Source organism: Bacillus sp. BC05(2025) (genome assembly GCF_056725905.1).
Genome location: NZ_JBWYRA010000001.1, coordinates 578,078 through 597,069, shown reverse-complemented (window position 1 = coordinate 597,069; position 18,992 = coordinate 578,078). Strand labels below are relative to the sequence as shown.

Sequence of the window (18,992 nt, the reverse complement as noted above, 5' to 3'; positions counted from 1 at the left end):
CATACTAATCATATGAATTTTCCATAATATTCTAGTGAAAAGGAGGATGTTTATGAAAAAATCTAGTATTCTAGTATTTTTACTAACATATGGTTTGTTTTATGTTTCTGGTATTTTATTTCCAATTGATCGTATGTGGTACGATGCACTAGAAAAGCCGTATTGGACACCTTCTGGTATGACAATCGGAATAGTTTGGGCTGTATTATATGGATTTATTGCATTATCAGTTGCAATTATTTACAACAAATATGGATGTAAGCCAAAAACATTTTGGTTTATATTCCTTTTAAATTATATGTGCAATCAAGCTTTCAGCTATTTTCAATTCAGTCAAAAAAATTTGTTTTTAGCAACAGTAGATTGTTTACTAGTCGCTATTACTACGTTACTCCTCATAGCGGTTTCTTCCAAATTATCTAAAGCATCGGCATGGTTGCTAATTCCATATTTTTTATGGTCTACATTTGCTACATATTTATCTTGGACCATTTATAGTATAAATTAAAGGCGTAAATAAAAACTTGAGCATAATAAAAATGCTCGAGTTTTTATGTGTATGAATGTTAATTTAAAATATAGAATATATACATCTTAGGGAGGTCACCTTTGTGAAGAAATGGATAAAAATTACGCTGTACTCTTTACTAGGTATTTTACTTATAGGAAGTATTACTTTTTTTACTTGGTCTCAGTTTACATACAAACCAACGAAAGAGGCTATGTCGTTAGTGGATGATAAAAAAGATGAAGATCATATCGTTTTTGGAGAGAAAGATGCTAAAATAGGGGTTATTCTTTATCAAGGAGCTAAAGTAGAAGCTGAGGCTTATAGTTACTTAGGAGAAGCACTTGCAAAAGAGGGGCATTTTGTAGTGATGCCTAAGTTGCCATTAAATTTAGCGATATTTGGAATCAATGCAGTAGACAGTGTAATGGAACAGTATCCTGAAGTTCAGAAGTGGTATGTTGCAGGGCATTCAATGGGCGGAGCTATGATTTCTAAATATGCCTTTCAACATGAAGACAAGGTAGACGGGATCATTTTCTTAGGCTCGTATCCTGCAGGTGACTTCTCTACGAAATCGATTCCGATGTTATCAATTTATGGGGAAGTAGATGCTTTAGCAACTGTAGAAAAAATAGAGAACAATAAAAAGTTCATGTCAAAGAATACGACTATGCACATGATAAAAGGTGGAAACCATGCTCATTTTGGCATGTATGGTGAGCAAAAAGGTGATAATGCGAGCTTAATTACGCCAAAAGCACAACGAGATGAAACAGTGAAAGTAATTGAGGAATGGTTGTTAAAACAATGATAATGAATGTAATAAAGCGATCGAAGAATTCTCCTTCCTCAAGATATCCTAATGATAGGTTGGAGAGGTAATCAAGAGCCCCCTCATAAGAGTGGGCTCTTTTATTTAATTTCTACCTCTAATTGCTTCCTTATTTTCTCCGGAACATCCTTTTCAGAAATAACGTCGTAAGAATATTTCTTTTATAGAAGCTATTATTAAGATTTTGCATAAATGGGAAGTACCAAAGGAATTGATTCATTATGAATCTTTAGCCCTATTGCAATTTTAGGTGAGTAACTAATACCGGATAGGATTATAGTCATAATAATGTAAGTAGATAGTTTTTTTGCGATACTTCAATAGTGAAGTATCGTTTTTCCTTGTATAACTAAAGCCCAGCTATGGATTCTGATATAATGTTGAAAAATAATCCCAAGTAATGATTTGTTTGTTGCAATACTAAGACTATGATGAATTTGAATCTAAAAAGTATGCTGATAAAATATCGGAAATTTTGAAAGTAAAGTAAAGAACAATAGAGCTTAGATTTGCAATGATAAATGTTTTTTCATTAGATAATTACTTTACCAATAATCGAGATGTTTGCGGATACATTTATTTTTGGGATACATAATTATATTTAGAGAATACCCAGTTACAGTATTTGAATTTTTAATAAGAAGGGATGCGAAGGAATGAACTCACAGAGACAAGGCTATGTAGGCTGGTGGCAAGGCGGGCACGGTGGTGGTTGGCCGGGTGGACACGGTGGTTGGCAAGGTGGACACGGCGGTTGGCCGGGCGGACACGGTGGTTGGCAAGGTGGACACGGTGGCTGGCAAGGTGGGCATAGTGGTTGGCAAGGCGGACACGGTGGCTGGCAAGGTGGACATAGTGGTTGGCAAGGCGGACACGGTGGTTGGCAAGGTGGACATAGTGGCTGGCAAGGCGGACACGGTGGTTGGCAAAGTGGGCATGGATATTAAAAAGAGGCTATAAAATCATTTTTTTATGCAAAGTTTGTATATTTAGTATCATTGTATATTTTCATTTGTATAGTAAGTATATAGTGAAAATAGAAAAAATTCTGTGAAGTGAGAATTCTATCCGTAAAATTAAAGCAGTGAAATGTCAAAAGAACGAAAGACACTGCTTTTTATTATTCAAAGAGAAAGAGACTATCAAGTTCAATCAAAAATCGAAATCTCTCCATGGAAAGAACAATTAAAAGAACGAGATAACATTGATTATCGACTATATCCAAAGTTAAATCCCTTATTTACAGAAGGTTATGGAGAAATAAGTAAACCGGATGAATATTATAATCCTGCTAATATCCCTGAGTATGTTATAAATGGTATTGCTGCTTGGATGCAAGGAAGATTGCAATTAAATTAGCAACCATATGTTTTAATAAGGACTTTCTTTCTGTAATCAAAGTAGAAACATTTTTATTAGGCTATATATTTTTTAAAAGCACTCTTTGAAAAGGAGTGTTTTTTTATTTTTCTTTTGATTTAATTAACGAAAAACGTATCTTGTACTCCTTTTTTAACTTTTTCTAAATAGACTTTTTCTATAAAATAAGGGGATTGCCTTCCAAACAAATCATTATTTGTAACACTGCTATCAAAGCAAAGTGCTCGTGACATTTCTTTGATATTCAAAAACATTAATAACTTATTGTATAAAGTTTTTTGAAAATTTAGGTTTAACATCTTTAAAATAGGTGTATTACATATTACATAACAACTAAATAAAAAAATAAAAAATCTAAAGGAGGAAAAATACAATGCATGAGAATGAAAGAAAACCGGTGGTTCATGAATATGATAATGAACATGAAGTAGTTATGAAAGTAAAAGAGCTAGAATTGCAAGGGATTCACCAAGATGACATTTACGTCTTAACACATGAAAAACATCTAACAAAAAAGATTGCGGATGATACAAATACAAATACGATTGGAGTAAAAGAACAAGGATTGGGAACAAGTATTATTAACTTTTTCTCCAAAAAAGGGGACGAGCTCCGAAATCAAATGGAGGAAATGGGGTTGTCGAAGGAGGAAGCTAACTTATATGAAGAAAAACTAGATCAAGGGAGAATTTTACTCCTAGTAACAGATGAAACACTAACGGCGAGTGATAGGCAGCCGCAAAACTATCATTCTCTCTAATAGATTGCAACATTTGATAAATAGATAAGTTAATTATTTTAGGTTGTAGCATGGAAGAAAACAAAAGTAGAGAAGGGTGAGAAAAATGAAACATACAATATTTAAATATGCTGTGATTGGGATTACGACGGGAGTCATGGTCTCTCTGTTAAAAAAAGAAAATCGGAAAGCTATACAAACAAAAGGAAAAAGCGTAAAAGACAAACTACAAGAAGGAAACATAAAGGAAACATTAGAGAAGGTAACCGAGACAAGTAAACAATTCTCTGTAACTGCAGCTAATGTTGCAAAACAAACATTACCACAACTACTTACAGCCACACCAGTTGTCATTTCTACTATTAAAGATTTAACAGAAAACGAAAGTAACAAAAAGAAAAAAGATGAAAAGGATAATGAAATAAATCAAAATAGTAAGGACATAGACGGAGAAAAAACGGAAAATGAAAAGAAATATATGAAAGAAGGGAAAGAAGAGAGTGCTTAGATTGAATTCTAAAAAAGAGAAAGTGAGGAAAAAAGTATGAAATCTCTGTATGCAATTGATGTAGGAATTGGTTTTACTAAGCGGGCATATCGACAGGATGTAGATTCTGAGGTGACGATTAAGAGTGAAGCTGCCACACTAGCTCCTGTACCTAATCATGCTGAAAGTGAAGATTTAACAAAGGTAAGTTTTATAGACTTAGACTTTGCATACTACATGGGAAATGAAGCACATCAATCTGATGCTTCATTTCTTCCTCCATTTGACGAAGAAATAGAAAATTATTATGAAAGCGAAGAGTTTAAACAACAAATATTTGGTTGCATTGCAAAGGATTATAAAGAAAATGTCGTGTTATCTTTAGTTGTTACCGGGCTTCCCGTTACTTGTTTTGGTAGTCAGCATGAGCAATTACAACGTGCACTAAAAAAAGAAACTTCCGTACAAATTGATGGGAAATTTATTAATATTACGGTGGAAAATGTTTTGATTCTTCAGCAACCGGTCGCTTTACATGCCTATTTCTTAAAAGAGGGAATCATTCAGGAACAAGATCGTATCTTAATTATTGATGGTGGATTTCGTACATTAGAAATGACAGATATGAAACAGAATGTCATTTTAAATCATTATGAGACGGAACTAGGATGTAGCAAGCCTTTGAAAAATATTAAGAATATCCTGCAGAATCATGCCGGTGAAAGTGATCACTTGCACATTAACGACATGCCAAAAGTCTTAGAAAAAGGATATGGAGGTCGAGAAGAAAATACTCAGACAAGTCAGGTCGATACTTTGATTCAAAAAGAGTTGGATACACACTTCCAAGACGTTATGTGTGTATTACAAGAACAATTTAAGTTAGACCAGTATGACACTATTATTTGGACAGGAGGAATAGTAGACATCCACAAAAAACGAATTGAAAAAATGCAAGGTGAAATTTCTTCTTTCCGTATGGTAGACGCTTCAAAAGAGGCTGCACTTCATGGATACTTTATTATTGGAAGTCAAGTATTCGACGACATCACTAATCAATCTGCATATGAATCTAAATTATAATAACGAACGAAATGGAGTTCGTTAAATAGACGTGCCAAATTATGTGGCTTCTTTGCCACATATAAATAAGAAAAGATAAAAAGTGCTTGTATAGAGGAAATGTTTAAAATTTAGAATACAAATAACTAATATATAGGGGGTCTTCCTTGTAACAGAAGAAGACCTCCTATGCCATTTAGTTTGTAATGTAGAGGATCTAAAAACTTTTCCTCCAAGACATGAATACCTACATATAAATTTCATATTAAGGATATTATTCGAAGAAACATAAAACTATTCAGAAAGGAAGGATAATATGGAATGTATAAAAATGCCGAAATGGGATTGGTATCATGTGAAAACTAGTGAACTTGAAAAACTTTCTTCTATAATACCTCGTGATGTAACATCTTATTTCTCTCAATTTGTAAAAAAAATAAGTTCTCCTTGTGAAAATGGATTATATGTTTATACGTTATCACCAAGTCAAACTTGTGTATATGGTTCGTTTTTATATGATCAAGATAAAAAGGACGCCAAAATCCAAAAATTTCTTCATTATTTTGTAGCTCATGGAATACTGATAACGGTCCAAGAAAAAGAGGAAGAGGATTTTCAAAAATTAATACATAATTTCTCTATGGGTATAAAAAATTGTAATAGTTCTGCTGAAGGAATGTGTGCTATCTTATCAATATTTATATCTCACTATTTACGAAAGGTTGACTATTTTGAAAACAATTTCAGAAATGTGTTATGGGATTTTTATCATCATAATAACATAGCAGTTTTAGAAAGAATTTATCATATTCGTCATGAATTATTTATGAACACACATGTGTTTCGCTTAATACAAGAAGTGTTACAAGGTTTGGAGGAAGCTTGGTTAGAAAACCTAACAAACACCCTTTGTTATAAACAAACACACGTAAAATTAGAGCGTGGATTACAACTCGTTAAAGAGTACCAAGAAGAATTAGACACGATGATTCATTTACAAGAAGTTGTTTCTTCTCATCGTGGGAATGAAATTATGAAAGCTCTTACGGTATTAACTGCTGTAAGTACGCCTTTGACAGCTTTAGGAGCATTGTGGGGGATGAATTTTAAATACATGCCTGAACTAGAATGGAAATATAGCTATTTAATCGCTCTCTTATTTATTATTTTCACAACAGGGGGTATGTATTTGTATATGCGATTCAAAGGATGGACAGGTGATTTATTACGAGTAAAGAAAAAGAAATCTTTTTTTAAATCTAATTAATCTTATTTTTTTAAATATGATAGATATTAACCTAGAAATATGGTTAGTAATATTTATTAATAGGGGCAGTGCCACATGCCCATCAAACTAACAAAACAAAAAAATTCGTTTGGGGGATGTTCTTTTTTTATAATTAATAGATATAAAACATAAAATTTTAAGAAAAGTATTAACGATTTGCAAATTGAGTTGCTATATCTGTTGCATCTTCTTTATTTAGGTGGTAAATGGAATCATCTCCTATACGTTGAACATACGCTTCATCAAAGTATGGTTTCACACTAAAAAATAATACTTTGAATTTGATTTTTTTACCATCATCTAATACAAAGTCAATGTTACGTTGAGAAGATTCCTCAAAAAATTTCTTCTTCAAAAAATCTTTTTTTGTTACAACATCTTTCTGACAACTTAGTTTTTCAAACACTGATTTTGCTTCTTCGCCATAATCTCTAAATGTACCTCCAGCAACAGAATCAGTTTCTAAATATTTTATTTTTGAAATCAGATTAGGAGTTAAAGAACCCTTATTCTCATCTCCTACTAAAGACATGTACATAAATAGAAATAGAAATATAACTAATAAACCTAATTTGATTTTTTCTATTTATTGTCTCCTGTTCTAAAAAATAGTTCCTGTCTATCATACCAAAAATAGGGAATGTACTTTTAGAATTTATAAAAAATATAATTAGGATTAAATTAAAACCTTCGAAAAACCCTGTTTTAAAAATGGAAAAAGCGTTAACCTTTCTTTAGAATCAAAAGAAAGGATGTTTTTATAATGTGCTTTTCAATTCATGATGAGCTGCCATTGTATTCCTAAGAGTTACAACGATATATGTTATCTGATGCTTTAGAGCAATTAGTTAAAAATATAGGATTTGTTAAACGAACTAGTAAGTATCAAGCAAAAGCTAACTGCTCGGTTCTCCAAGGGGGAACAAGGAGAAAATCTAATGTCATATATAGTGTTGACGGAATATTTAGTTTTATTCACAAGGAATGACGTTTAACTCAATGCATAGCCAATGATCAAAGTTAGTGTTAAAAACACTGATAATAAAAGTGTTAGTAGAACTGTCGCTATGCTTCTAAGCATAGCAACCCAATTATCTATTTTAGAAAATCCTATCATACCAGCAAAAAAAGTTCCTATTGTTAAAACTAGTAAAAAAAATAAAGGATGGATAGGTAGCGAATTCATAATAAACAATTTCTTTTCAGACGAGGCTATCGAACCAATTTCAAGATATAAGAGGAATAAACCAATGCAAATAAAAGAAAAAATAAAGGACCACAGATTAATGTTAAGTTTCATTGCTTTCTCCTATGTAATTAAAATATTTACATTTGATTTTACTGGAAAATTAAAGAAAAAGATAGCGATTATAAATTGAAATAAATTTTTTAACAAAATAATCCTTTTACGAAGAAAGGACCTGTTGTCTCCAACAGGCCCTTTCCTAAAATGGTAAAGAGTAACTCTTACCTTACTCTTCTGCTATATAATATACAAAACAAGTATAGATGTATAGAACAAGAAATTCCAGTATGATTATTTAAATATACAAAATTAACGTGTTATAACAGGATTAAACATCAGGAATTAAATTACAAATGTTAGTTTATTAATGAATTTCAATGATAGGATCGAAAGTGATAAATAATAAATCAATATTATAATAATGAAATATGAAATATTGCATATTTTATTGAAGTAGAAATTTACAAGTAGGAAGAGAGGAATAACAATGGGACTAGGAAACCATGGGATGGCATTTGAAATGCTTATCAATTTAGCAAACAAAATGTATCAAAGAGGGGGCGTGTCGCTTATCGACAAGTGTCCCACTCCTGTGAAGGTGTTATTTTCGAATTCCCACAGAAAAGTACGCTATTTTATGCAAATGACGTCCTACGTGAAAACACCGCATATCATTTTAAGAAAAGGTATTTAGAAAACGAAAAATCAACTCATCCGGCTGACACGCTATTTCCCCTGTACAAGGATTCTCCCACCACAATACTATAAAATTATCGAAGAGAATTATGAGCCTTACTTGACGAAACCAATGATAGGAAATTCATGTTGAGATATACATATTCATTATTGAAATTAGTAATAATAAAATGTATTATTGAAAAGCACTATTTATAATTCAAGTAATCAAGGTTATGTATTCACAAAAATTAGAACATTCAGAAATTATAATATTATCTAAAAATGAGGTGAGATTAATAGAAACAGTACATATTAAATGGTATGGATTGTATAGTTTAAATGATTTTTATAATAGAGAAGAAGCTTTTAAGAAGGGAATATTTGCAATCTCTAGAGTATATGCTAAGAATGAAACATTGATCTATATAGGAAAAACCAAAAGAAGCTTTATACAAAAGATAAGGGAACTTAATAAGGATTGGACTTTTGATGAAAGCGAATTAAAGATTACATTAGGAATAATAGAGTTTCCTAGTGGTAAAAGTTACTCTGAAAAAAAGGTAAAAGAGATAAAATCCCTTCTGATTTTACGACATACCCCAGTAGAAAACAACACATCTTTATTGTACTATAGAGGGCAGTTTAATTTGAAAATTATAAATAAGGGAAGAAGGGGCTTAATTGTGAAAAGGATTTCTACAGGAAATCTAATGTGGACGTAATTGGAATCATCTTTGAATAAAATTGAAGGTTTCTTACGAACGTGTGTTTGTCAATTTTTAATGTATTAAAATATTTTTGAATAACATATGTCAGATGCTTGAAACAACACAAATTTTATTATGATATGAAATCTTGTATGGGAATTTTGATTTATTTCCATCGTTTAATAAAAATATTAAGAATTATAAGAATAATGCATAATTATTAGAAAAGAAAATAAACTCGGGGGTTTAAAAAATGGGACAAGTAAGCAGGTTTCAAGAAAAACAACAAAATCGTCGTAAAAAGGTGGTTTTTAATATTGCATTTACTTTGGTATTAGTGACAGTTGGTATAGTGACATACCAGTTGTTTTCCCCTTCTGATACATCAAAGAAAGCAATTGCTCAAGAAAAGAAAGCAACAAAGATAGAAGAGAAGAAACGTAAAGAGAAAGAAGCAGTGCAGTTAGAAGAGAAGGAACATGAGGAGAAAGAAGCAGCGCAGTTAGAAGAGAAGGAACGTGAGAAGAAAGAAGCAGTACTGCTAGAAAAGAAGAAACGTGAGGAGAAAGAAGCAGCACTGTTAGAAGAGAAACAAAAAGCAGAAAAATCGGTAAAAATAAACGGAAATGAAAATAAAGAGGGAGAAAAAACGGCATCTCAAGAAAAGGGTTCTCAAACTAATCCTTCTTGGAAGCCAATTGGTACAGTGCAAGGAGCAAAACCTGAAATGAAATTTAAAGAAGGAACAGTAGATTGGAGTGAGATGAAACAAGCAATTTCTTATGCTGTTGATGTTCCAGAGAGCCAATTGATTTTCGATTTTATTGGGAATAATGGTGATAATAAAGCCTACGGTAATGTACGAGATAAGCAAAGTAATAAAAAATATAAGGTTGATATTGAATGGGTAGAGAATCAGGGGTGGAAACCAGCATCTGTTCAAGTGTTGAAATAAATAATGGAAATGTAATTATGTGTTTAAAAGTTTACTTTTGTAAAAACTCACAAAAGAGTCCGTATCAATCAGGACTCTTTTTGTTATGTTGACAGCATTAATTACTTGGACTCATTTGTTAAATCATGATGCGGACCAACTTTGATAACCAATAAAGTCTCATCTCGTGTGAGCGTTCACCTATTAACCAAAGAACAACAAAAAACGATTACAGGATTAAGTTGTACAAGAAAATAGAAAGGAAAGAAATATTCTCCTCGTAGTAAACGACTTAATAGTATCAATCTTTATATGACCAACACTTCTGCACTTAGAGAAAATAATGAAAAGCTCAAGGAAAGAAAGCAACAAAGATAGAAGGGAAACACAAAGCAGAAAAATCGGTAGTTACATGTGAATGATTTGAAAAATCTTCATTATAAATTTAGGCTAACTTCACATAGAGCACATATTGATATTTTATTATTTATATGTAATGAAAGAATAAATAAAGTGAATTGTATTTCGTTCTGTTTTTAAAAATTTAAAATTCCCTTATTTTTATATAAAGGTTTTGCATCGGAGTTTTAAATATTTTGAAAATAGATCAAACTAAAAGGAGTTCATATAAAAGGGGAATGTCCTATGACAACATATACAAGTGAAATGAGAAAAAGTTTAGTTTCAGAAGAAGATGTAGATATTTTAAAAATTATGGCGCATCCAATCCGCTTACAAATTGTAAATGAATTAAGTACGAGAAAAACGTGTAATGTAACACAATTAACAGAATTACTGAATATTCCACAATCGACAGTTTCACAACATTTATCAAAAATGAAGGGTAAAGTGTTACGAGCTGAGCGAAAAGGTTTAGAAATTTATTATCATATTCATAATTTAAAAGCGAGTAAGATTGTAAGTGTTTTAGGATATATAAACTAATGAAGTATTTTCATATAAAATAGCCGCTGCTGGTGAGAAGGGGCTATTTTGTGTTGCTTTGTGTATTTACATTTGAAATTGTATAGTTTTTATGATTTACAATGGTTCGATCAAATTCAAAAGTACCACCGCTTCCTACAATCATATCCCATAATAATAGTTCCTCCTTTTTAGATAAGGGGGGATTAGAGCTCATTTCATGGACTATAACAGGTTCACTTTACCTTGTGTTTTTAAGGATGAATTGAGCGGGTATCTGTAAAAATAGAAAAAACATCTTAATGCGCTTTTATTTAAAATTTTTTTGTGTCATTAGCCCATTTTACTACATAGCTTATTATAAATTGTTTTAGGAAGGGGTATAAGTAATGGCATATACTTTAAATGATATTTGTATCGATGTGTGTCTTATAGTTACGTTTACTCCGAGTGGTGGCGTAGAATCAATTGTAAGTGGTGGAGAAGAGTGTGGATCTAGTCCTAGTATAGTGATTAATTCTGATGGCTCAATTACTATTACATTACCATTAGTAGCTTGTTTAGCCCTCGTATTAAATGATGACTTAAGTGTTGGGACATCATTAACAAGCTTGTCTTTTAAAACTTCTTAAGTGAGGTACTAATTTTATCCCGCGTTAACGGACAGTAAAACTCCCACCTCAAAATTCAGTTGGAGCAAAGAAGTTAGGTGGGAGTCGGGCTGTCCGTAAACGTTCGATTGGTGAGGGCTGATAATCAGTGGGGGGGAACAAAACCCCCACTGATTAAAGTTTCACTTTATATGAAAGATTAGAGCTCTCCTTTTTGTAGGAGGGCTCTAATTTTTGTTTAAAAACTATATCATATACATAGGCAGACTCATCATCTGAAATTTGCCCGGATTCAATTTAGAATATGGCAAAAGAGAACTTGTGTTAGAAAACAAGCCCTCTTTAAAAAAATAACGTAATTGAGATACTTATATAGTAACAATTGTTTTCTTCTAATTCCATATGTCTTATGTTGAGAAATAAATTATAAGTGGCTTGATAAAGCTAAAATGAATGATTGACATAATATTTTGACGATAATATAATAAATCTCGAATTCAAGATAACTTGTAAAGGATTGGTAATTACGAGCGTGATTAACGATGAGAGCCTATCTTTAACGTTATTTGTTATATTATGAAGGCAATTACAGTCAATCACTAAATGTATTGCAAAGGATATAAAAAATTATGGACTTAATCCAACTGAATTTACAGTGCGTGAGCTATTATACAGTAAAAGTGATCAGTCTATACAAAAACTTGGAGACAAAATATTACTTGCAAGTAGTAGTATCACGTATGCGTCAAATATTTCAGAAGGTATTGAATTAATGGACACTATTTTTCCTCAGCATACAGAGGGGATTCGGCAAATATTTGATAGTTTGGACTATATGGAGAAAAAATGATAATTAAACAGTTGAAAAAGTTAGGATGTTACACACAGAAATTGTAAGTTTTTAGAGGTTATTTCTGCTTAGTAATATCCTAATTAAATATAAATTAAATAAATAGGAGGAAAAATTAATAAATAGTAGTAAATTTATTGTAATGCAAAAGAAAGAAATTATGTAATTGCAATTGATATAGTAAGAAAGGTAGTTGTTATGTTAACGATATACATATCGTCCTTTTCATTATAAATCTTTCATAAAGCGGAGAGTGGGTATCAAGAATGGAATTACGTCATTTAGAGTATTTTATTCAAGTTTGTAATAATAATAGTTTTACTAAAGCTGCGGAAGTTCTAGGTATTTCACAGCCGACTTTAAGCCAACAAATCCGTGTGTTAGAAGGTGAACTTGATACACCCTTGTTTCATCGAGTTGGAAGAGGTATCAAAATGACAGAAGCGGGTAAGCTGCTATTTGATAAAGGAAAATTTATCATGCAACAATTTGATGACGTTTATAATGAAATTTTTGAATTAAAGGGTGTAAAAAGAGGTGTAATTACTATAGGAGGTTTATTAGAGGATCTCACCTATTTAACACCTTATATTATGAAGTTTCAACAACATTATCCGAACATCGTAGTAAAAATTATAGAATCCGAAGTTGCTGTAAATCAAATCGTTGATAAAAATATTGATATAGGCATCACACGTAGTAATCAAATTCCAGACACATTAACAAGCACTCTTTTGTATAGCGAAGAGCTCGTCCTTGTCATTCCAAAAAAGCATCCTTTGAATGAAACATCATCGGTTTCTTTTCGAGAATTAGTAGGGCTCAGTAGAATAATGGTTTCATGTAGTTGTCGTGAAACTATTAAAATATATTGTGAGAGTTTAGGCCTATCTTTATCTGAAGCAAATATAGAAACAAAATCTTCCATTTCTCTATTGAGCCTTGTATGCAATGGACATGGGGTTGCTATAATACCTCTTTCACTAGTTGAATTTGTTAATAATGATAATTTGAGCATAGTTCGTATTAATGATCCGACCCCAAGTCAAGATATTAATCTTATTCACTTTGATGATAAATTTTTAAGTTTTGCAGCACGCATCTTTATGCAGAAGTTACATGATCCTGAAAAAGTATTAGTATAATAGAAATAATAATGATTATAGTGTGAGAATTAAAAATGATACATAAATCTTGGGATAAGACCTAGATTACAGTCAAAGGGCAAGTAGATTTATATGTGTGGTATAGTTGCTTCAAATGGGAATACCATTGACTTTTACTAAAAGGAAAAAGGGCAGATTTTACAAGGAGAGAAGGCTGTGAAAAAGAAGTCAAGTTAATCCATCAACTCTTCGGTCTTATCGAATAGTAATAGATTCCAATAGGGATATACAATGCTATTTCGAATTTACATATCCTTATCGCATAAAGAAAACCACCGGCATTATACCGGTGGTTTTGACTTAGAAAGCAAAGCAAGTACAACCAATACCCCATTTAGTCCCATCTTTTCCTATTACGGTATGAGTGTGTTGATGGAGAGGGTTACTACAACTATGTAATTTGTGATCATGGGCATCTTGGGCAAGTATAGTGTGGGCTAAGTTAGCACCACCATAACCATAAACTCCCGTCGGTGCCCAATCAGGTGATGCTGGCGGCAATTCAGGTGATAAATTTTTAAATTCATCATTTCCATAAACAACCTGCCCACCCATAATGGTGAGTAATGATTCAAGGTTCTTGATTTCTTCTTCTGGCACAGTAAAGTAGTCAGCAGACAATACAGCAAGATCAGCAAACTGACCTACTGCAAGGGTTCCTTTTTTACCTTCATCACCAGAGAACCACGCACTTCCTTTTGAATATAATTCCAGTGCTACTTTTCTATCAAGTTTATTTTTTTCATCGTATATCGAAAGTCCACCGATGGTTTTTCCGGCAACCATCCAGTAAAGAGCGACCCAAGGGTTATAGCTAGAAACCCTAGTTGCATCACTACCGGCGCCAACAGGTATACCTAGGTCTAACATACGATAAATTGGCGGAGTACGCTTTGCAGCTTCCTTTCCGTATAAATCAACAAAGTATTCACCTTGAAAAGCCATGCGGTCTTGGATGGCAATACCGCCATTTAAAGCCTTAACACGTTCCATACTACGATCTGAGATTGTTTCTGCATGATCAAACCACCATCGTAGACCATTAAAAGGAATTTCTTTATTGACTTCCTCAAATACATTTAAGAAACGTGTGATTGACTCGTCATAAGTTGCATGTAAACGGAATGGCCAACGGTTTTCCACCAATAGAGAAATTACTTTCTTTAAGTCAGCTTCCATCATCGTAGCTAGTTCAGGCCGTGGCATTTGAAATTTTTCAAAATCGGCTGCCGAGAATACTAACATCTCTCCAGCACCATTCATTTTATACTTATCAGTTCCTTGACCTGGAGAAACAATTTTTGCCCATGAAGCAAAATCTTCATATTCATGATTAGGATTTTGCGTAAATAGATTATAAGCAATACGCAAAGTTAATTGTTCCTTCTCGGCTAAATGTTCAACAACTTTGTAATCATCAGGATAATTTTGGAATCCGCCACCTGCGTCAATAGCACTTGTAATACCCAATCTATTTAATTCGCGCATAAAATGGCGAGTTGAATTAATCTGGTCGTCAAAATTAAGTATGGGAGCTTTACCCAAACTTGAATAAAGAATAGAAGCGTTAGGATTCGCAATTAAAAGGCCCGTTGGATTACCTCGTTTATCCCGCTCGATTAAGCAGCCTGGAGGGTCTGGGGTATCTTTTGTGTATCCCAGTGCACGCAGCCCCGCACGATTTACAAGTGCTCTATCGTAAAGATGTAGTACAAAGACAGGTGTGTCTTCAGAAACAGCATTAATCTCTTCTAGAGTTGGCAACCGTCTCTCTTTAAATTGAAATTCAGACCAACCTCCAACTACTCTTACCCACTGAGGAGCAGGTGTACGCCTTGCCTGTTCTTTGAGCATTTCGAGAGCTATGGCAAGTGAAGGCACGCCTTCCCATCGTAATTCCATATTATAATGAAGACCGCCACGAATAACGTGTATATGAGAGTCATTCAGGCCTGGGATAGCTCTCTTTCTTTTAAGGTCTATTTTTTTTGTTTTTTCTGTGGCACTATTAAGAATCTCATCTCCGCCTACTGCAGTTATTAAACCATCAGTTATGGCGATAGCAGATACCTCAGGTTGAGAGGGATCAAGGGTAGTAATTTTTCCGTTATATAAGATCATATCCGGTAAATTCATATTCACACCTCGTCTACTTCCTATTATTTTGTAACCATGGATGAAATAATTTACCGAAAATCGGCATAACTACCCATGATAGCAAGGACACTATACATACAGAAACGAAAAAAGCGGACATAATAGGATTCATATGTTTTATAATAGGTCCTATCACTTTAGGAACTAACATGCTAAGAGGCCATACACCCAGAAGGGTAACGATAGACATTTTCCATTTTGGCGGTGGAACTGGCGTTTTGGGAGTAACAAACCAATAGGCCAAACTGCTTTCAGTTTTGTAACTCGGATTAGTAGCTTGAAATTGTTCTGCCGTTTTTAACAAATCTCGGCGAATGTCTGATTCTTGCCAAACACGTAGATGCTCATATGTATCAAAGCGAAAAATAACGGTATACTCTCTCGATTGGTTATTTGGGACTATTAGATTTACACCTAAATGCCCTGGGAATTTAGTAGCGGCAGCTTCGATTTCATGTCTCCATGTTTCAAACTGTTTTTCTTTACCTTGTTGAATCTCCCATGTAACAAGCGTTGTTACTGGATTAGCAGCATCCATTGTGTTCTCTGTATGAGTCTCTTCGACAGCTACTCCTTCTAGTTTCATATTTTCCTGCTTGGAAGCGCGCCATGCACCATAGTATATGCGTATTCTACACCTTGACCATAAGCACCAGTGTGTTCCTTTACAATCTCCATTACAGCATCATAAGTGTCTTTGTGTGCCCAGTCACGTTGGTATTCAAGTAAAACTTGAATTGCTGTCACTGGAATTGCACCAGCTTGTTCTACACGACGCATAGCAGCGTTATGTGCTGTCAAACTAGTACCACCTGAAGCATCATCAACTGCATACACCTCATAGCCAGCTTTAATTGCTTCAAGCACAGGGAATGCAAGGCAAACTTCAGTCCAAAGTGCTGCAAATATTAATTTCTTTCTACCTGTTGCTTTAACTGCTTCAACAAATTTTGGATCTTCCCAAGAGTTCATTGAACTGCGTTCTATAATTTCATGGTTTGGGAATATGTCAAGAATTTGCGGCCAAAAATAACCAGAAAAGCTGCGTGTCTCAACTGTAGTAAGGATAGTAGGTACGTTAAAAGTTTTTGCTGATTTAGCAAGCAACATAACGTTATTAATCAATGTTTGTCTATCAATACTTGCAACTCCAAAAGTCATTTGAGGTTGAAAATCAATTAAAATTAAGGCACTGTTCTCCGGATTTAACAGTTCTAAATTACTCATAATAAAACGCTCCTTTTTTAATTGTTTAAAATCAAGTTTTTGAAAGTAATATATTTTCTATTGACTAAAGCTGTAATCATAAAAATAAAAGCTTTGTTGTACTGTTTAATTTAAAATTTAGTGCCGATTTAATCGGCACTAAATTTATACTAGAAATTTTTTGAAAAGTGATAATACATTTATGCATTTTGTTTACTAAGATCGCGCTGAGCTCCTATATAACTTCCAATTATATTTTGATAACCTGGAAGATTACTAGCAAGCAAATTGCCAAAACCTTCAACATCGTTGCGCCAATCGCGTTGTAATTCGCAAGCTACGCTAAACCAGTTCATAAGTTGTACGCCATTATGTGCCATACGCGTATTGGCAGCATCTGCAACTTGTTTGCTGAAAGTTCCTGAAGCATCAGTAACAGCAAATACTTCATATCCAGCTTTTATAGCGGAAAGTGCCGGGAAAGCAACACAAACGTCTGTAACTACGCCCGCGATGATAAGTTGCTTCTTTCCAGTTTCTTCGATTGTTTTTACAAAATCATCATTATCCCATGCGTTAATTTGTCCAGGCCGAGCTATTTTGGGTGCGTGAGGAAAGAGATCAACTAATTCTTGCATTAAAGGTCCATTAGGTCCGTTTTCAAAGCTAGTTGTTAAAATAACTGGTAAATCAAAAAACTTAGCAGTGTGAGCAAGAGCTAAAACATTGTTCTTAAATTCATCAACACCATAGTCACGTACTAGTCCGGACATAAGACCAGTTTGATGATCTACTAAAAGTACGACAGCATCATCTTTGTTAATACGAGAATAGAGATCAGTCATTATGTATTCCTCCTAAAAATTAAGTAATCGAAGAAATTTTAAACAGTGGGATATTATCCTAAATTTCTTCGTTTGTTACGATTAGTTTGTAACGAAACTGACAGTTACTATGTCTTATAGCAGCATTCACGGAACATGAAGCGCTATACAAATTTATAGTATTTGAAAACTAATTGGTTAATCAATTCTAAATTATCTATAATTTGTATAGGTGGTAACTATAGTTATTTTTCACTATAAAATGGATTGATTTTACCTATACATTCTATAGATAGAACCATATTGATAGACACCTATTTTTGTTATTAGAATTGAATAGGAGGAATTTTCAGCAAATACTTCATGATGAAAAAAGTATGAGATGGGGAATTGTTCCATAAACAGAAAATGAAATCATTGGAACAATAGAGTTTCATGCACAGAGTTCACAATATAAATGGGCATAAATAGGTTATGAGATTCATCGGGAGTATGAAAGAAAAGGATATATATTAAAGGAGGTAGGAGAATGGCAAAAATTACTGTAGGAACCGAAAATCAAGCACCAATTGAGATATATTATGAGGATCATGGTATAGGGAAACCAGTTGTACTCATTCATGGTTGGCCGTTAAGTGGTCGATCTTGGGAATACCAAGTTCCCGCTCTTGTTGAGGCTGGATACAGAGTTATAACATATGATCGTCGAGGTTTTGGAAAATCATCTCAGCCATGGGAAGGGTATGAATATGATACCTTCACTTCTGATTTAAACCAACTATTAGAACAGTTAGAGCTTCAAAATGTCACACTTGTTGGTTTTTCTATGGGTGGAGGCGAGGTAGCCCGGTATATTGGGAAATATGGAACCCATAGAATAGAGAAGGCTGTATTTGCAGGAGCTGTACCACCATTCCTTTATAAATCAGCAGATCATCCTGAAGGTGCATTAGATGATGTAGCAATTCAAGGATTTGAAAATGGAGTGAAAAGTGATCGCCTAGCATTCCTTGATGAGTTTACGAAAGGATTTTTTGCTGCTGGAGATCGAACTGACTTAGTTAGTGAACCATTTCGACTTTACAATAGGGATATCGCTGCAGGTGCATCACCTAAAGGAACACTAGATTGTATCGCTGCTTTCAGCAAAACAGACTTCAGAGGCGATTTAGCTAAGGTTAATATACCTACCCTTATTATTCATGGTGATTCAGATGCGACTGTACCATTTGAATATAGTGGGAAATTAACACATGAAGCAATTCCTAATTCTAAAGTAACGTTAATAAAGGGTGGTCCACATGGGCTAAATGCAACGCATGCCAAAGAATTTAATGAAGCACTCCTATCATTTTTAAAGGACTGATTACAACTATATAATTGTTAATTG

The 18,992-nt window shown here is 33.5% G+C and carries 21 protein-coding genes and 5 pseudogenes; 17 read left to right on the top strand and 9 right to left on the bottom strand.

All coding sequences use genetic code 11. The annotated features are described in order from the left end of the window. Nucleotides 1-52: 52 nt before the first annotated feature. Both ACZ76X_RS03200 and ACZ76X_RS03195 read left to right on the top strand, forming a co-directional pair. Nucleotides 53-508 carry a TspO/MBR family protein gene (locus ACZ76X_RS03200; RefSeq protein ID WP_479849511.1) on the top strand — a complete coding sequence of 152 codons (456 nt, stop codon included), beginning with the start codon at nt 53-55 and terminating at the stop codon, nt 506-508. Nucleotides 509-611: 103 nt separating this feature from the next. Then, nucleotides 612-1,322 (top strand): alpha/beta hydrolase, encoded by a 711-nt coding sequence (locus tag ACZ76X_RS03195; RefSeq protein ID WP_479849510.1) that lies wholly within the window; start codon nt 612-614, stop codon nt 1,320-1,322. A 101-nt stretch (nt 1,323-1,423) separates the two neighbouring features. Here ACZ76X_RS03195 and ACZ76X_RS03190 read toward each other — a convergent pair. Continuing rightward, nucleotides 1,424-1,498, bottom strand: a pseudogene (locus tag ACZ76X_RS03190) (YxeA family protein); the annotation flags it as partial. A gap of 501 nt (nt 1,499-1,999) precedes the next feature. Between ACZ76X_RS03190 and ACZ76X_RS03185 the strand changes: the two are divergent. After that, the gene (locus ACZ76X_RS03185; protein WP_479849509.1) at nt 2,000-2,290 is read left to right on the top strand and encodes a hypothetical protein; all 291 of its coding nucleotides are present in this window, start codon (nt 2,000-2,002) and stop codon (nt 2,288-2,290) included. 113 nt (nt 2,291-2,403) lie between these two features. Beyond that, nucleotides 2,404-2,702: pseudogene (locus ACZ76X_RS03180) on the top strand (alpha/beta hydrolase); the annotation flags it as partial. 119 nt (nt 2,703-2,821) lie between these two features. Here the strand turns inward: ACZ76X_RS03180 and ACZ76X_RS03175 are convergent. Continuing rightward, nucleotides 2,822-2,977, bottom strand: a complete 156-nt coding sequence (locus tag ACZ76X_RS03175; RefSeq protein WP_479849508.1) for an acyl dehydratase — start codon at nt 2,975-2,977, stop codon at nt 2,822-2,824. A 119-nt stretch (nt 2,978-3,096) separates the two neighbouring features. On the opposite strand from ACZ76X_RS03175, the gene ACZ76X_RS03170 reads away from it, so the two are divergent. From ACZ76X_RS03170 to ACZ76X_RS03155, 4 genes are all read left to right on the top strand, one after another. After that, nucleotides 3,097-3,483 (top strand): YflT domain-containing protein, encoded by a 387-nt coding sequence (locus tag ACZ76X_RS03170; RefSeq protein WP_479849507.1) that lies wholly within the window; start codon nt 3,097-3,099, stop codon nt 3,481-3,483. A gap of 85 nt (nt 3,484-3,568) precedes the next feature. Then, a complete protein-coding gene (locus tag ACZ76X_RS03165) occupies nt 3,569-3,970 on the top strand; it encodes a peptidase U61 (RefSeq protein WP_479849506.1) in 402 nt (133 codons plus the stop codon). A 36-nt stretch (nt 3,971-4,006) separates the two neighbouring features. Beyond that, a complete protein-coding gene (locus ACZ76X_RS03160; protein ID WP_479849505.1) occupies nt 4,007-5,032 on the top strand; it encodes a ParM/StbA family protein in 1,026 nt (341 codons plus the stop codon). Between the two features lie 295 nt (nt 5,033-5,327). Beyond that, a complete protein-coding gene (locus ACZ76X_RS03155; protein ID WP_479849504.1) occupies nt 5,328-6,278 on the top strand; it encodes a magnesium transporter CorA family protein in 951 nt (316 codons plus the stop codon). 169 nt (nt 6,279-6,447) lie between these two features. Here the strand turns inward: ACZ76X_RS03155 and ACZ76X_RS03150 are convergent, their stop codons facing one another. After that, on the bottom strand, nt 6,448-6,831 hold the full coding sequence (locus ACZ76X_RS03150) for a hypothetical protein (RefSeq protein WP_479849503.1): 384 nt from the start codon (nt 6,829-6,831) through the stop codon (nt 6,448-6,450). Between the two features lie 459 nt (nt 6,832-7,290). Beyond that, nucleotides 7,291-7,599 carry a hypothetical protein gene (locus ACZ76X_RS03145; protein WP_479849502.1) on the bottom strand — a complete coding sequence of 103 codons (309 nt, stop codon included), beginning with the start codon at nt 7,597-7,599 and terminating at the stop codon, nt 7,291-7,293. Between the two features lie 433 nt (nt 7,600-8,032). On the opposite strand from ACZ76X_RS03145, the pseudogene ACZ76X_RS03140 reads away from it, so the two are divergent. The 5 genes and pseudogenes from ACZ76X_RS03140 to ACZ76X_RS03120 form a co-directional block, all read left to right on the top strand. Beyond that, nucleotides 8,033-8,203, top strand: a pseudogene (locus ACZ76X_RS03140) (Holliday junction resolvase RecU); the annotation flags it as partial. Nucleotides 8,204-8,510: 307 nt separating this feature from the next. Further along, nucleotides 8,511-8,945 (top strand): sodium:proton symporter, encoded by a 435-nt coding sequence (locus tag ACZ76X_RS03135; protein WP_479849861.1) that lies wholly within the window; start codon nt 8,511-8,513, stop codon nt 8,943-8,945. 238 nt (nt 8,946-9,183) lie between these two features. Further along, nucleotides 9,184-9,885, top strand: coding sequence for a YrrS family protein (locus ACZ76X_RS03130; protein ID WP_479849501.1), 702 nt, complete (start codon nt 9,184-9,186; stop codon nt 9,883-9,885). Nucleotides 9,886-10,029: 144 nt separating this feature from the next. Then, a pseudogene (locus ACZ76X_RS03125) lies at nt 10,030-10,188 on the top strand (IS4 family transposase); the annotation flags it as partial. A gap of 321 nt (nt 10,189-10,509) precedes the next feature. Further along, entirely contained in the window at nt 10,510-10,809 is a 300-nt protein-coding gene (locus ACZ76X_RS03120; RefSeq protein WP_000214796.1) for an ArsR/SmtB family transcription factor, read from the top strand. Nucleotides 10,810-10,852: 43 nt separating this feature from the next. Here ACZ76X_RS03120 and ACZ76X_RS03115 read toward each other — a convergent pair whose 3' ends face one another. Beyond that, nucleotides 10,853-11,005 (bottom strand): DUF2187 family protein, encoded by a 153-nt coding sequence (locus ACZ76X_RS03115; RefSeq protein WP_142306283.1) that lies wholly within the window; start codon nt 11,003-11,005, stop codon nt 10,853-10,855. Nucleotides 11,006-11,177: 172 nt separating this feature from the next. Between ACZ76X_RS03115 and ACZ76X_RS03110 the strand changes: the two genes are divergently transcribed. From ACZ76X_RS03110 to ACZ76X_RS03100, 3 genes and pseudogenes are all read left to right on the top strand, one after another. After that, nucleotides 11,178-11,420 (top strand): hypothetical protein, encoded by a 243-nt coding sequence (locus ACZ76X_RS03110; RefSeq protein ID WP_000332001.1) that lies wholly within the window; start codon nt 11,178-11,180, stop codon nt 11,418-11,420. Nucleotides 11,421-11,931: 511 nt separating this feature from the next. Beyond that, nucleotides 11,932-12,296, top strand: a pseudogene (locus tag ACZ76X_RS03105) (MarR family transcriptional regulator). Nucleotides 12,297-12,515: 219 nt separating this feature from the next. Continuing rightward, entirely contained in the window at nt 12,516-13,394 is an 879-nt protein-coding gene (locus ACZ76X_RS03100) for a LysR family transcriptional regulator (protein WP_479849500.1), read from the top strand. Nucleotides 13,395-13,715: 321 nt separating this feature from the next. Here ACZ76X_RS03100 and ACZ76X_RS03095 read toward each other — a convergent pair whose 3' ends face one another. The 4 genes from ACZ76X_RS03095 to ycaC all read right to left on the bottom strand — a co-directional run bounded on the left by ACZ76X_RS03095 (nt 13,716) and on the right by ycaC (nt 17,623). Beyond that, nucleotides 13,716-15,551 carry an amidohydrolase gene (locus tag ACZ76X_RS03095; RefSeq protein WP_479849499.1) on the bottom strand — a complete coding sequence of 612 codons (1,836 nt, stop codon included), beginning with the start codon at nt 15,549-15,551 and terminating at the stop codon, nt 13,716-13,718. 13 nt (nt 15,552-15,564) lie between these two features. After that, nucleotides 15,565-16,158, bottom strand: coding sequence for an antibiotic biosynthesis monooxygenase (locus tag ACZ76X_RS03090; RefSeq protein ID WP_479849498.1), 594 nt, complete (start codon nt 16,156-16,158; stop codon nt 15,565-15,567). After that, on the bottom strand, nt 16,155-16,799 hold the full coding sequence (locus tag ACZ76X_RS03085; RefSeq protein ID WP_000067162.1) for a hydrolase: 645 nt from the start codon (nt 16,797-16,799) through the stop codon (nt 16,155-16,157). Before ACZ76X_RS03085 ends, ACZ76X_RS03090 begins: the two co-directional genes overlap by 4 nt. 179 nt (nt 16,800-16,978) lie before the next feature. Beyond that, entirely contained in the window at nt 16,979-17,623 is a 645-nt protein-coding gene (ycaC, locus tag ACZ76X_RS03080) for an isochorismate family cysteine hydrolase YcaC (protein ID WP_479849497.1), read from the bottom strand. Nucleotides 17,624-18,131: 508 nt separating this feature from the next. On the opposite strand from ycaC, the gene ACZ76X_RS03075 reads away from it, so the two are divergent. Next, the gene (locus tag ACZ76X_RS03075; RefSeq protein WP_479849496.1) at nt 18,132-18,968 is read left to right on the top strand and encodes an alpha/beta fold hydrolase; all 837 of its coding nucleotides are present in this window, start codon (nt 18,132-18,134) and stop codon (nt 18,966-18,968) included. Nucleotides 18,969-18,992 lie beyond the last annotated feature (24 nt).

Coding starts and splice junctions, on each gene's coding strand:
- ycaC (WP_479849497.1), bottom strand. CDS start 17,623: ATGACTGATCTCTATTCTCGTATTAACAAAGATGATGCTGTCGTACTT.
- ACZ76X_RS03150 (WP_479849503.1), bottom strand. CDS start 6,831: ATGTCTTTAGTAGGAGATGAGAATAAGGGTTCTTTAACTCCTAATCTG.
- ACZ76X_RS03115 (WP_142306283.1), bottom strand. CDS start 11,005: ATGAGCTCTAATCCCCCCTTATCTAAAAAGGAGGAACTATTATTATGG.
- ACZ76X_RS03155 (WP_479849504.1), top strand. CDS start 5,328: ATGGAATGTATAAAAATGCCGAAATGGGATTGGTATCATGTGAAAACT.
- ACZ76X_RS03120 (WP_000214796.1), top strand. CDS start 10,510: ATGACAACATATACAAGTGAAATGAGAAAAAGTTTAGTTTCAGAAGAA.
- ACZ76X_RS03200 (WP_479849511.1), top strand. CDS start 53: ATGAAAAAATCTAGTATTCTAGTATTTTTACTAACATATGGTTTGTTT.
- ACZ76X_RS03160 (WP_479849505.1), top strand. CDS start 4,007: ATGAAATCTCTGTATGCAATTGATGTAGGAATTGGTTTTACTAAGCGG.
- ACZ76X_RS03145 (WP_479849502.1), bottom strand. CDS start 7,599: ATGAAACTTAACATTAATCTGTGGTCCTTTATTTTTTCTTTTATTTGC.
- ACZ76X_RS03185 (WP_479849509.1), top strand. CDS start 2,000: ATGAACTCACAGAGACAAGGCTATGTAGGCTGGTGGCAAGGCGGGCAC.
- ACZ76X_RS03110 (WP_000332001.1), top strand. CDS start 11,178: ATGGCATATACTTTAAATGATATTTGTATCGATGTGTGTCTTATAGTT.
- ACZ76X_RS03170 (WP_479849507.1), top strand. CDS start 3,097: ATGCATGAGAATGAAAGAAAACCGGTGGTTCATGAATATGATAATGAA.
- ACZ76X_RS03130 (WP_479849501.1), top strand. CDS start 9,184: ATGGGACAAGTAAGCAGGTTTCAAGAAAAACAACAAAATCGTCGTAAA.
- ACZ76X_RS03095 (WP_479849499.1), bottom strand. CDS start 15,551: ATGAATTTACCGGATATGATCTTATATAACGGAAAAATTACTACCCTT.
- ACZ76X_RS03090 (WP_479849498.1), bottom strand. CDS start 16,158: ATGAAACTAGAAGGAGTAGCTGTCGAAGAGACTCATACAGAGAACACA.
- ACZ76X_RS03165 (WP_479849506.1), top strand. CDS start 3,569: ATGAAACATACAATATTTAAATATGCTGTGATTGGGATTACGACGGGA.
- ACZ76X_RS03075 (WP_479849496.1), top strand. CDS start 18,132: ATGGCAAAAATTACTGTAGGAACCGAAAATCAAGCACCAATTGAGATA.
- ACZ76X_RS03175 (WP_479849508.1), bottom strand. CDS start 2,977: ATGTTTTTGAATATCAAAGAAATGTCACGAGCACTTTGCTTTGATAGC.
- ACZ76X_RS03100 (WP_479849500.1), top strand. CDS start 12,516: ATGGAATTACGTCATTTAGAGTATTTTATTCAAGTTTGTAATAATAAT.
- ACZ76X_RS03085 (WP_000067162.1), bottom strand. CDS start 16,799: ATGAGTAATTTAGAACTGTTAAATCCGGAGAACAGTGCCTTAATTTTA.